An 11,561-nucleotide genomic window follows, 5' to 3' on the forward strand; every position below is an offset into this window, starting at 1 on the left:
GCCGTTGGGAGGGCCGCCGCCCGCCGCCGGCCCTCCCAACGGCGGCCCTCCCAACGGCGGCCCTCCCAACGGCGGCCCTCCCAACGGCGGCCCTGCGTCGGGCGGCCCGCCGCACGAGCAGGTCGGATGGCGGCCGGAGACCGGCCCGCCCGCCGGCCACGCCGGGTGGACCCCACCGCCGGCGGGAGCGCCGAGCCTGCCCCACTGCTATCGGCATCCCGAGCGGGAGACGTACGTCACCTGCCAGCGGTGCGGGCGTCCCATCTGCCCGGACTGCATGCGCCCGGCGGCTGTGGGCTTCCACTGCCCGGAGGAGTCCGGCGCCGGCGGTGGCGGGCGCCCCGAGCGGCGCCGAGAGCCGCGGACGGACTTCGGTGGCCGGCCGGGAGCCGGTCGCCGCGGGCTGGTCACCCAGGTTCTGATCAGCCTGTGCCTCGTCGCGTTCGTCCTGCAGGGCCTGCCCGGGCTGGCGCGCGACTCCGGCTCCCTGAACCAGTTCAGCGCCGACTTCCGCCTGTACGGCGTGTCTCTCGCGTGGGACGACCAGTACTACCGGCTCCTCACCGCCGCCTTCCTGCACGTCAACTACCTGCACGTCCTGGTGAACCTGTATGCGTTGTTCGTGCTCGGCTACCAGCTCGAGGCGATTCTCGGGCGGCTCCGCCTGGTGGCCCTGTTCGTCGCCTGCGCCGTCGGTGGGAACACCCTGAGCTACCTGGTGAACGGTGTGTCCGTGAACTCGGTCGGGGCGTCCACCGCGATCTTCGGTTTTTTCGGCGCGTACTACGTGATCGCCCGGCGGCTGCGCGCCGACACGACGCAGATCCTGATCCTGATCGGGATCAACTTCGCGCTCACGTTCACGCTGTCCTTCATCGACCGCTGGGGCCACGTCGGGGGGCTGGCGGCCGGGGTGCTCGTCGGCCTGCTCTACGCCTACGTCCCGCCGCGCCGAACGGTCGTGCAGGCGGCCGGGGTGCTGGCGCTTGTCGGCCTGCTCTTCGCGGCGGCCGTCATCAAGAGCGCGGACCTGACCACCGCCTTCGCCTAGCGGCCCCCTGCCGCCGTCGGGAGTCAGCCCAGGCGGAGGCGGAGTTCCTCGACGGCCTCGGCCACCCGCTCCGGGTCGGTGCCCAGTGCGCGGCGGCTGAGCAGCACGGGCCCGTCGATGGTCTCGATCTCCAGGGTTCGTAGGTGAACGAGGCGCCGTCCGTGGGTGAGGGTGCCTGACCGCGCGCCGATCACCGCGGCCCACGGCAGGTGCCGGCGCCGCAGGCCCTCCATGTAGTCGATCCCGCCGGGGCCGAGCCGCAGCGTCGGCCGGGACACCGCGTCGTTGATCGCGAGCGCCACCAGGCCCAGCCCGACCAGGCCGACCAGCAGCCGTCCCGCGCCGTCGAGGGAGGCGACCCGCCAGGCGAGGTCCTCGACGGCGGCCACAACGAGCAGCACCGCGCCGCCCGCGGCGTAGGCCACGCACCGCCAGAGCGGCGGCGACCAGGAGAGGTCGACCGGGGGCGTGCTCACCCGCCTCACCCAACCACAGGTGGCGCGGGCGTCCCGGCCCCCTGGTGCTCCAGCTCGGCGAGCGTGGTCAGGGCGCGGTCCACGACCTCCAGCCGGGTCAGCTGGGCGGCCTGCCGCCGGATCGCCGCGACCGCGTCCACGCCGAGCCTGTCCCGCAGCTGCTCAACCAGGTTGTGGACCCGCTCGGCATCCGCTCCGACCACGGCGGAGGAGTCCGGGTCCGCGTCGGCGGCCGTTGAGAGCAGCAGCGCCTCGGCGTCCCGCCCCAACCGGCCGAACAGGTCCGCCACGTTGCGCAGCGTGGTCCACTGCTGCGGCCAGCTACCGGTGCGCAGCCACAGCCGGATCACCTCCGGGTAGTGGGCGGTCGCGGTCGCCAGGTCACCCGTCCGCACCGCGGACGAGGCGAGGGTGACCAGCGAGATCCCGACCGCGAAGGTGACGCCGCCGGCGCGGGCCGCGGCCAGGGCACGCTCGGCGTGCCGGCGCGCCGTAACGGGATCGTCGTGGATGTGGATCTCGGCCTGGACGTACTCGACGAACGACCAGATGATCGGCCCTCCCGACGTGCCGACGAGCTGACGTGCCCGCGTGACCAGCGCGTCCGCCCGGTCGGCATCGCCGCCGTAGGCCGCGGCCAACGCCGCGACGGCCATCTCGTTGGCGGCCAGGTCGGCGTCGAGCGCGGCCGCCGCGACGAGGTGGTCGATCGATGAGGCGAACTCGCCCGCGAAGAGGTCGGTCACGCCCAGCGCGTACCGGGCGGTCGCGACACCGGCGTCGTCCACGGCGGTGGCGAGGGCCCGGTCGGCCAGCTCGCGGGCCTTCCCGAGACTGCCGGCCCGCCAGGCCGCGTGGCTGGCCGCGGCGTACAGCAGCGGGGCCTCGGGCAGCTCGGCGAGGCCGGGGTCGTCCGCGGTCTCCAGGGCCCAGGCCCACAGCTCGGCGTTGTTGTGCCAGGCCGCGAACTCCCCGAGATCGATGCTGATCCGGGCCGCCCCGGCCAGGTCGCCGTGTTTCAGCATCCGCTCGCGGCAGGCACGCAGCACGGGCAGCGCGGTCAGGATCCGCCGGCCCCAGCGCGGCCCGTCCGGACCATGCAGGCCGCCCGCCGCCGACCGGGTGAACTCGCGGGCCCACGCCGCGATCAGGATCTGGGCGGTCTCGAGCTCCCCGGCGGCCCGAGCGGCCTCCAGGCCGAACGCGCGGATGCTGTCCAGCATGCGGAACGCGGTGCCGTCATCGGGATGGGCCGGGTCGGTGACCGTTTCCACCATCGACGCGTCGACAAGTGTGCTGAGGGCGGCGATCGGATCCTCCGCCGGCTCGGGATCCTCGGAGCAGGTGACGGCGTCGGCGACGGCCTCCGCGATCGAGAGGTCGAACAGGCCGGGAACCGCCGCCAGGTGGCGGAAGAGACGCTGGGCCTGGGCGTCGAGTAGCCGGTAGGACCAGGCGATCGTGCCGCGCAGGGTGTGATGGCGGTCGTCGTCGACGGGCGGTCGCCGGCCTCGCCCGAGGTCGAGCCCGGCGTCCATCCGCGCGCGCAGGTCGGCCGGGCTCAGCGCCGTCAGCCGGCTCGCGGCGAGCTCGATGGCCAGCGGCAGCCCGTCCAGGCGTCGGCAGATCGCCGCGGCGTCCTCGAGGGCCGTCGCGGGCAGATCCCGGCCGCCCCGTGCCTGGCGTGCCCGGTCGAGGAACAGCCGAACGGCGGCGGCGCCCGCGGGATCGGTGTCCGGGGCGGGCAGCGGCAGCGGCCCGAGGCGGAACACCCATTCCCCGGACGTTCCCAGCGGAGCGCGACTGGTCGCGAGCACCGTGAGGTTGGGTACCCAGCGGAGCAGCTCGCCCACCAGGTCGCGGACGGCGTCCAGGAGGTGCTCGCAGTTGTCGATCACCAGGATCTGCCGGCGGGTCGCCAGATAGTCGATGACCGCGCGGAGCAGGTCCCCTCTGGTCGTGACCTCGAGGGCCTGGGCCAGCGCGAACGGCACGGTCGCCTCGTCCCGGACGGGCGCCAGCTCGACGAGGGTGGCTCCGTCCGGCCATCGCGGGGCGGCGTGGTGCACCAGGTCCAGCATCAGCCGGGTCTTTCCCACTCCGCCGGGGCCGACGACGGTGACGCAGCGGTCGGGGTGCAGCAGCTCCGCGAGCCGGTCCAGTTCCTCCGCGCGGCCCAGCAGCGGGGTGGGCGAGCGCGGGACGCGCGCCCTGGCCGGCCCGGCACCGCGGCCGTCCGGGTCATCCGGCCGCCGTGCCGGTGTCGTGACCGCGGTCACTGCCGGTCTGGCCGTGACCGGCTGGCCTGCCGTTACTGCCGGTCTGGCCGTGACCGGCTGGCCTGCCGTGACTGGTGGGCCGGGCTGGACGGCGCCTGGGACGGGGCCGGCGAGGTCGCCGCGGGCGACCGCGCGTTCGAGGTCGGCCAGCGCCGGCGACGCCTCCAGGCCCGTCTGGTCGGCGAGCCGGCGGCGGAAGTCACGGGCCGCCGCGAGGGCCTCGGGTGCCCGGCCGTCCAGGGCCAGCGCGCGGACCAGCAGCAGCAGCGCCGACTCGCGTAACGGGTCGGCGGTGGCCGCCTGCTCGGCATCTCCGATCACCGCGCCAGCCGGGCCGCAGGCCAGTCGGGCGTCGAGCAGGCCGTCCACGAGCGTCTGCCGCAGCCGGGTGAGCCGGGCCGCCTCGGCGCCGAGCGGACCGGCGGAGCCGAACTCCGCCAGGGCGTCACCGCGCCACAGATCGAGGGCCTGCCGTAGCCGGTCCACCGCGGCGGCCGGGTCGGTGGGGCGCAGCGCGCGGGCCTGGGCGGCGAACGCCTCGGCACGGGTGGCGTCGAGCGCGTCCGCGCCCAGGACCAGGCGGTATCCGGCGCCGTCCCGGATGAGACGGCCGGCCCGCGGCCCCAGATGGCCCCGGACGCGGGAGAGATGGCTGTGCAGCGTGCCGTCCGCCGAGGCGGGCGGGTCGGCGCCCCAGACCGCGTCGATCAGCGTGCCGGCCCCGACGACCCGCGCCCGCGACATCGCCAACATGGCCAGCAACGCCCGCCGCCGTGCACCGGGGACGTCCACCTCGGCGCCGTCGACACACAGCCGCATCGGGCCGAGCACGTCGATCTCCACGCCCGTGTCCGCGTCGTCCACGTTGTCGCCCCCCGAATCCCTCGATTTCCGCCCACCGGGACGTTTCCGCCCCCCGGGACGGCCGTGCATCCGCCGTTCGGTGGCCGTGCATCCGCCGGGACCGTCGCGCATCCCGCGTGCAGGTCCCATTCAAGTCCGTGACCGCAGTCTCAGAGGTGTTCATCACCGGGATCGTCCGGACGGGTGCCTGACACCTCGCCGGGCATCCGACACAGCGAGGAGGCAGCCATGACGAGCACGACCATGACGAGCACGACCATCGAGACGACGGCCGGCGAGACGAGCCGAGAGGCAACGCCCGGGACCACCGACGGGACCGTCCCCGGGAGTGCCCCCGAGACGGCTGGAGCGGCGGTCGCCGAGGCTGGTACGCCCGCGGGCCTGGACCTCGCGGAGGTCGAGCGGTTCACCTACAAGATCGCCCAGGACCAGGCGGTCGCCACCGTGGGCGCGCTGGGCTGGCTCGGCGATCGGCTCGGGCTGTGGGCGGCCCTCGCGGCCGCCGGCCCGGTCACCAGCACGGAGCTCGCGGCGGCGACCGGTCTCGCCGAGCGGTACCTGCGCGAGTGGCTCGCGTCCCAGTTCGCCGCGGGCAACCTGCGCCATGACCCGGCGAGCGGGCGGTTCCACCTGCCCGCGGAATGGGCCGCCGTGCTCGCGGACCCGAACTCGCCGGTGGCCTCGGCCGGCGGCTACGAGTCGCTCATGGGCTTCTACGCGGCCGCGGACCGGCTGGTCGAGGCGTTCCGCACCGGCGGCGGCATCGGCTGGGGGACCCACGACCCGCGGCTTTACAGCGGTGTCGACCGGTTCTTCGGTCCGCTCTACCGCGCCAGCCTGGTGAGCGAGTGGCTGCCCGCGCTGGACGGGGTCGTCGAGCGGCTGCGTGCCGGCGCGAAGGTCCTCGACGTGGGCTGCGGCCACGGCACCTCGACGCTGCTCATGGCGGAGGCGTTCCCGATGTCCACCTTCCACGGCGTCGACCCGCACCCCGAGTCGATCCATGCCGCGCGGACGGCCGCCAACCGCGCCCGGGTGGCCGACTGGACGACGTTCTCGGTCGCCCCGGTAACCGGCGACATCGGCAACGGGTACGACCTCGTCTGCTTCTTCGACTCCTTCCACCACGTCCGGGACGCGGTGGCGGCCGCCGCGGCGTGCCGCCGGGCGATGGCGCCGGGCGGCACGCTGATGCTGGTCGAGCCGCGCGCGGGGGACAGCGTGCAGGAGAACACCGACGTCGTCGGGCTGACCTTCTACGCCGCCTCCACCCTGGTGTGCCTGCCGGACGCGCTGTCCCAGCACGGCCACGGCCACGACCACGTCGGCGGCCACGACCACGACCACGACGGCGACGGCACGGACGCGCTCGGCGGCATGGCCGGGCCGGCGCGGCTGCGCGAGGTCCTCACGGCGGCGGGGTTCGGCTCCGTCCGGGTGGCCGCCGAGACCATGGTGAACATCGTCGTCGAGGCCCGGTCGTGACCTCCGGCCCGGTCGTGACCTCCGGGCCGGCCGCGACGGAGGCCGCCGCTCCGGTCGATCCCGAGGTGGCGGCGGTGGTCCTCGACCTCCTCACCGCGGGCCGCGCCGCGGCGGCACCCCCGGCGACCGCACCGGCGGGGGCGCCGTCCCCGGGACCGTTGCTCGGCGTCTGGGCGCACCCGGACGACGAGACCTACCTCTCCGGGGCGCTGATGGCCACCGCCGCGCATCTCGGCGCCAGGGTCGTCTGCGTCACCGCCACCCGCGGCGAGCTGGGCGGGCTGGTCCCGCCCGGCTCGCCCCCGGGGCTGACCCTCGACCGGCTGCGGGTGGCCGAGCTGGCCGAGGCGCTGGACGTCCTCGGGGTGCGCGAGCAGGTTCTGCTCGGACTCCCCGACGGCGGCTGCGCCCAGGTCGCCCAGGCCGCCGCGGCGGGCCCGGCCGGCCCGCCGGGCCCGGCCGGCCCGGTGGAGCGGATCGCGGGCATCATCCGTGAGCTCCGTCCGGCGGTCGTCGTGACGTTCGGGCCGGACGGGTTCACCGGCCATCCGGACCACCGCGCCGTCTCGGCCTGGACCACCACCGCGTTCGCGCGGGCGGCCCCGGACGGCGCCCGCCTGCTGTACGCGGCCGCGTCGACCGACCACCGTGAGCGGACGAGGGACGTCGACGAACTCCTCGGCATCGCGGTGGATGGCGCGGACCTTGACGGCGACGACGGCCCGGTCGTCCCGCCAGGCGCGCTCGCGGTACGGCTGAACCTGGCTGGACGGCTGCTGGAACGCAAGGTCGCCGCGTTGCGGGTGCACGCCTCGCAGACCGCGGGCGCGCTGGCGGCGCTGGGGCCGGACCGGTTCGCCGGTTGGGTCGCGGAGGAGGCCTTCGTCGACCATCGCGGCCGGGTGTCACCTTGACTGTCGCCTTGGCGACTCCCCGGCAGGGGGGCTTGCGCACCACGGCCCGACGGCTACCATTCGCGTTCTTAACTTTACTTAAAGTAGCGGCACGGTTGCCCTGATCCGTCGGTGACGGCGTCCGGTCGCACGCGACGGCGCCGCGCGGGCGGCGCGGGTGAAGGGGGAGCGGTGGCGCACACACCGACGCGGCGTGGCGGGGGCAGCCCGTTCCCACCGATCGCCGAGTACGGGTTCCTCTCCGACTGCGAGACGAACTGCCTCGTGGCGCCCAGCGGCAACGTCGAGTGGATGTGCGTGCCACGCCCGGACGCGCCGAGCGTGTTCGGTGCCGTCCTCGACCGCTCGGCCGGCGGGTTCCGCTTCGGCCCGGACCGGACCTTCATTCCGGCCGGCCGGCGGTACCTGCCCGGCACGAACGTCCTTGAGACGACCTGGCAGACGCCCACGGGCTGGCTGATCGTCACCGACTGCCTGGTCGTGGGCCGCTGGCACCGGACGCACCGGCGCTCCAAGACGCACCGGCGCACCCCGGGCGACTGGGACGCCGACCACGTGCTGCTCCGGCTGGCCCGCTGCGAGCACGGCGACGTCGACCTCAGCCTCGTCTGCGAGCCCAACTTCGACTACGGCCGCAGCCCGGCGTCCTGGCGGTACGAGGATGAGGACTACTCGACCGGGATCATCACCCACGACTCCCCGGCCGGCGACCCGGCAGCGGGCGTCGCGCTGCGGCTGCGCACCGACCTGCGGCTCGGGTTCGACGGCCGCCGCGCGCTGGCCCGGACGACGTTGCGGGAGGGCGACACCGCGTTCGTGGCGATGACCTGGCGGGCCGAGGACCCGCTGCTGCCCGGCAACTATCCGCAGGCCTGCGCCGCCGTCGACAGCACCACCGAGTTCTGGCGGCAGTGGCTTTCACGTGGGCGGTTCCCCGACCATCCGTGGCGCCGGCACCTGCAGCGCAGCGCACTGGCGCTCAAGGGCCTCACCTACGCCCCGACCGGGGCGCTGCTCGCCGCCGCGACCACCTCGCTGCCGGAGACGCCGCAGGGCGAGCGCAACTGGGACTACCGCTACAGCTGGATCCGGGACTCCACGTTCGCCCTGTGGGGCCTGTACACCCTCGGGCTCGACTACGAGGCCAACGACTTCTTCTCCTTCATCGCGGACGTCGCCGAGCACGCCGACGACATCCAGGTGATGTACCGGGTCGGTGGCGAGCCGAAGATCGACGAGGAGATTCTCGGGCATCTGTCCGGCTATGACGGCGCCGTCCCGGTGCGGGTCGGTAACGAGGCGGCGAAGCAGCGCCAGCATGACGTGTGGGGGGCCGTTCTCGACTCGGTCTACCTGCACACCCGGTCGCGGGACTATCTCTCGGAGCGGCTGTGGCCGGTGCTGGTCCGGCTGGTGGAGGCGGCGGCCGCGCACTGGCGGGAGACGGACCGCGGCATGTGGGAGGTCCGGGGAGAGCCGCGGCATTTCACCTCGTCGAAGATGTTCTGCTGGGTCGCGCTGGACCGGGGGCGCCGCCTCGCGCAGATGCGCGGTGACCTGCGAACCGCGGGCCGCTGGGACGACATCGCCGACGAGATCCACGCCGACGTGCTCGCGAACGGCGTCGACCACCGCGGTGTCTTCACCCAGTACTACGGCTCGACGTCGCTGGACGCCTCGGTGCTCCTGATGCCGCTGCTGGGTTTCCTGCCGTCGACGGACGACCGGGTGAAGGCGACCGTGCTCGCCATCGCCGACGAGCTGACGGTGGACGGCCTGGTGCTGCGCTACCGGACGGACGAGACCGACGACGGGGTCGAGGGCGAGGAGGGCGCCTTCCTCATCTGCTCGTTCTGGCTCGTCTCCGCGCTGGTGGAGATCGGTGAGCTCACCCGGGCCCGGCAGCTGTGCGAGCGGCTGCTGAGCCTGGCCAGCCCGCTGGACCTCTACGCCGAGGAGATCGATCCGGCCGACGGTCGGCACCTGGGCAACTTTCCGCAGGCATTCACCCACCTGGCGCTGATCAACGCGGTCATGTACGTGATCCGGGCCGAGTCCGGGGAGTCCTTCACCCGCTCCTAGCCGCCGGGGTGCTGAGGCGCCGCCCGGCTCCGGCGCGCGGGACCGGGCACCGGGCACACAACCACCCGGATGGGGGGTCAGAACCCCGATATCCACATTGTGGACAACGGTTGTGGATGAATGACAGCTGTGCAAGTCGCGCCTGTGTCAGGGTTCCTGGCGGACCGGTCCGCCAGGAACCCCGGGCGCTGCCTGGAACCGGGCGGTCAGCGCCACTGGGTGGACACGGCGAGGCCCACGACGACAAAACCGAAGCCGATCAGGATGTTCCAGCCGCCGAGGCTCTCCATCCCCAGCACGCCGCCGTTCGAGAAGTAGTACACGAGCAGGTAGGCGATGCCGATCAGGAAGAACGCCAGGATCATGCCGCCGAACCATGGCGGTGACGGCGGCTTGCGCTTCGGTGCGCGCGTGCTGGTCTGCGGGGCCGCCACCGTGGTCTTCTTCGGCTTCCGGCGTCGGGATTCGGGCACTGCGGGCTCCTCGTGACCAGGTTCTCACGGTGCGCCGACCAGGCCGCCGGGCCGGCACCGTCCAAATGTTCACCACCAGCGTAGACAGTGCACCGCCACGGACGTGGTGACGGGCGCTCCCGCCGCGCCCCGGCGCGCCGCGAGTGACCGCCCTGGCAGCGGAGCGTGGTCCGCGGCGTACCCTGCGGCGGGGGACGATCGCGGCACCCGGGCCTTGCCCGGCGGTGGCCCGGCACGGAAGGCCGGAAGCACGACGGACGAGACGGACGAGACAGAAGAGCCGGCGCCCACGCCGGCGGCGCGGCGGCGGGCCACGGCCTGGCGGATCGCGCTGGTCGGCCTGGTCGTGGCCTGCGCCGCGCTGCTCACCGCGGCGGCCGTGCGGCCATCGGCGGGCGGGCGCGTCGGGGGCGCCGGGGTCGTCAGCGTCGCCGGGCTGGTCGCCCAGGACCGCCGCCGGGTGGACGCGGAACTTGACCGGCTCCAGACCGAGCGCGAGGCGCTGGCGGCGAACCCGGCATCGTCGGCGGTCCCGGCCGCGCCGGCCACGACGCCCACACTTCCCAAGCCGGCGGTGGATGATCCGCTCGACCGTCGTGCCGCGCTCGCGGCCCAGGTGGGGCTCACCGCGATGCGCGGGCCGGCGGTCACGGTCGAGCTGGACGACGCGCCGCGGGAGAGCCGGGGCCGGTCGCTGCCCCCCGGCGTCCCCCCGCCCGGCCCGAACGACCTCGTCGTGCACCAGCAGGACGTCCAGGCGGTCGTGAACGCGCTGTGGGCCGGTGGCGCCGAGGCCATGGCCATCATGGATCACCGGGTGACCCCGCGGACGGCCGTGCGGTGCGTGGGGAACACGCTGCTGCTGGAGGGGCAGGTGTACTCACCCCCGTTCCGGATCAGCGCGATCGGTGACCCCGACGTGCTGCGGGCCGCGCTGGACACCGACCCCGGCGTCCTGCTCTACCGGGAGTACGTCGACGCCTATGGTCTGGGGTACCAGGTGACGTCCGGCACGGACGTCGTCCTGCCCGCGTACGCCGGGAGTCTGCTGGCGGGGCCCGGGGCGGTGGCCCGGCCCGCGTCCGGTACCCCGTCGGCGCCCGGCGGCCAGTGATCATCTGATCGAGTGATCGTTTCGGTTGTCCCGTGGGGTCAGGCAGGATGGAGCCAGCACCCGAGGGCGCGCCGCGCCCGGTGTCCGGCTCCCCGCCCAGGCGGATGACCTCACCGGGTGCCGTGCTCCGGGGAGGCCCGATGCGGATCCTGGTCGTCGACAACTACGACTCGTTCGTGTTCAACCTGGTGCAGTACCTGGGCCAGCTCGACACCGAGTGCGTGGTGCGCCGCAACGACGAGGTCGAGCCGGGCGACCTCGACGAGCTGGGGGCCGACGGCGTCCTGCTCTCGCCGGGGCCGGGCACCCCCGAGGCGGCCGGGGTCAGCATCGCGATGGTGCGGGCCTGCGCGGCGCGGCGGCTGCCGCTGTTCGGCGTGTGCCTGGGCCACCAGGCACTCGGTGTCGCCCACGGGGCCACGGTCGACCGGGCGCCCGAGCTGCTGCACGGCAAGACCTCGGTGGTCCACCACGAGGGCGTCGGCGTGCTCGCGGATCTGCCCTCGCCGTTCACCGCCACCCGCTACCACTCGCTGGCGGTCGAGGAGAGCACGCTGCCGGCGGAGATCGAGGTGACCGCGCGCACCGACAGCGGGGTGGTCATGGCGATGCGGCACCGCGAGCTGCCGCTGGAGGGTGTCCAGTTCCACCCCGAGTCGGTGCTGACCCAGGGCGGGCACCTGATGCTCGCCCGCTGGCTGGAGATCTGCGGCGACGGCGGCGCGGCCATGCGGCTCGCCCCCGCCCTGGCGGCTGAGGTCGAGACCCTCCGCCTGGCCCCTTCGGGGAGCGCTGAACCGATAGCGCTCCTCTGAGTAACGGC

The 11,561-nt window shown here is 74.4% G+C and carries 9 protein-coding genes; 6 read left to right on the forward strand and 3 right to left on the reverse strand.

Annotated elements, in window-relative coordinates; genetic code table 11:
• Positions 1 to 4 precede the first annotated feature (4 nt).
• Positions 5 to 1,051, forward strand: coding sequence for a rhomboid family intramembrane serine protease (locus FMEAI12_RS24220; protein WP_235014415.1), 1,047 nt, complete (start codon positions 5 to 7; stop codon positions 1,049 to 1,051).
• Positions 1,052 to 1,074: 23 nt separating this feature from the next.
• Here the strand turns inward: FMEAI12_RS24220 and FMEAI12_RS24225 are convergent, their stop codons facing one another.
• The gene (locus tag FMEAI12_RS24225; protein WP_112107962.1) at positions 1,075 to 1,527 is read right to left on the reverse strand and encodes a PH domain-containing protein; all 453 of its coding nucleotides are present in this window, start codon (positions 1,525 to 1,527) and stop codon (positions 1,075 to 1,077) included.
• Between the two features lie 5 nt (positions 1,528 to 1,532).
• Positions 1,533 to 4,670 carry a BTAD domain-containing putative transcriptional regulator gene (locus tag FMEAI12_RS24230; protein WP_112107963.1) on the reverse strand — a complete coding sequence of 1,046 codons (3,138 nt, stop codon included), beginning with the start codon at positions 4,668 to 4,670 and terminating at the stop codon, positions 1,533 to 1,535.
• Positions 4,671 to 4,898: 228 nt separating this feature from the next.
• Between FMEAI12_RS24230 and FMEAI12_RS24235 the strand changes: the two genes are divergently transcribed.
• From FMEAI12_RS24235 to FMEAI12_RS24245, 3 genes are all read left to right on the forward strand, one after another.
• Positions 4,899 to 6,155, forward strand: coding sequence for a class I SAM-dependent methyltransferase (locus FMEAI12_RS24235; protein WP_235014411.1), 1,257 nt, complete (start codon positions 4,899 to 4,901; stop codon positions 6,153 to 6,155).
• Positions 6,152 to 7,069, forward strand: a complete 918-nt coding sequence (locus FMEAI12_RS24240) for a PIG-L deacetylase family protein (RefSeq protein ID WP_112107965.1) — start codon at positions 6,152 to 6,154, stop codon at positions 7,067 to 7,069. Before FMEAI12_RS24235 ends, FMEAI12_RS24240 begins: the two co-directional genes overlap by 4 nt.
• A 171-nt stretch (positions 7,070 to 7,240) precedes the next feature.
• Positions 7,241 to 9,151, forward strand: a complete 1,911-nt coding sequence (locus FMEAI12_RS24245; protein WP_071063985.1) for a glycoside hydrolase family 15 protein — start codon at positions 7,241 to 7,243, stop codon at positions 9,149 to 9,151.
• Between the two features lie 206 nt (positions 9,152 to 9,357).
• Here the strand turns inward: FMEAI12_RS24245 and FMEAI12_RS24250 are convergent, their stop codons facing one another.
• Entirely contained in the window at positions 9,358 to 9,624 is a 267-nt protein-coding gene (locus tag FMEAI12_RS24250) for a cell division protein CrgA (RefSeq protein WP_112107966.1), read from the reverse strand.
• A 214-nt stretch (positions 9,625 to 9,838) separates the two neighbouring features.
• On the opposite strand from FMEAI12_RS24250, the gene FMEAI12_RS24255 reads away from it, so the two are divergent.
• Positions 9,839 to 10,738 (forward strand): DUF881 domain-containing protein, encoded by a 900-nt coding sequence (locus FMEAI12_RS24255; RefSeq protein ID WP_112107967.1) that lies wholly within the window; start codon positions 9,839 to 9,841, stop codon positions 10,736 to 10,738.
• Between the two features lie 140 nt (positions 10,739 to 10,878).
• Complete coding sequence (locus tag FMEAI12_RS24260) at positions 10,879 to 11,553, forward strand: aminodeoxychorismate/anthranilate synthase component II (protein ID WP_112107968.1); 675 nt, start codon at positions 10,879 to 10,881, stop codon at positions 11,551 to 11,553.
• Positions 11,554 to 11,561 lie beyond the last annotated feature (8 nt).

Source organism: Parafrankia sp. Ea1.12, from assembly GCF_900465275.1.
GTDB classification, from domain to species: Bacteria; Actinomycetota; Actinomycetes; order Frankiales; family Frankiaceae; genus Parafrankia; species Parafrankia soli.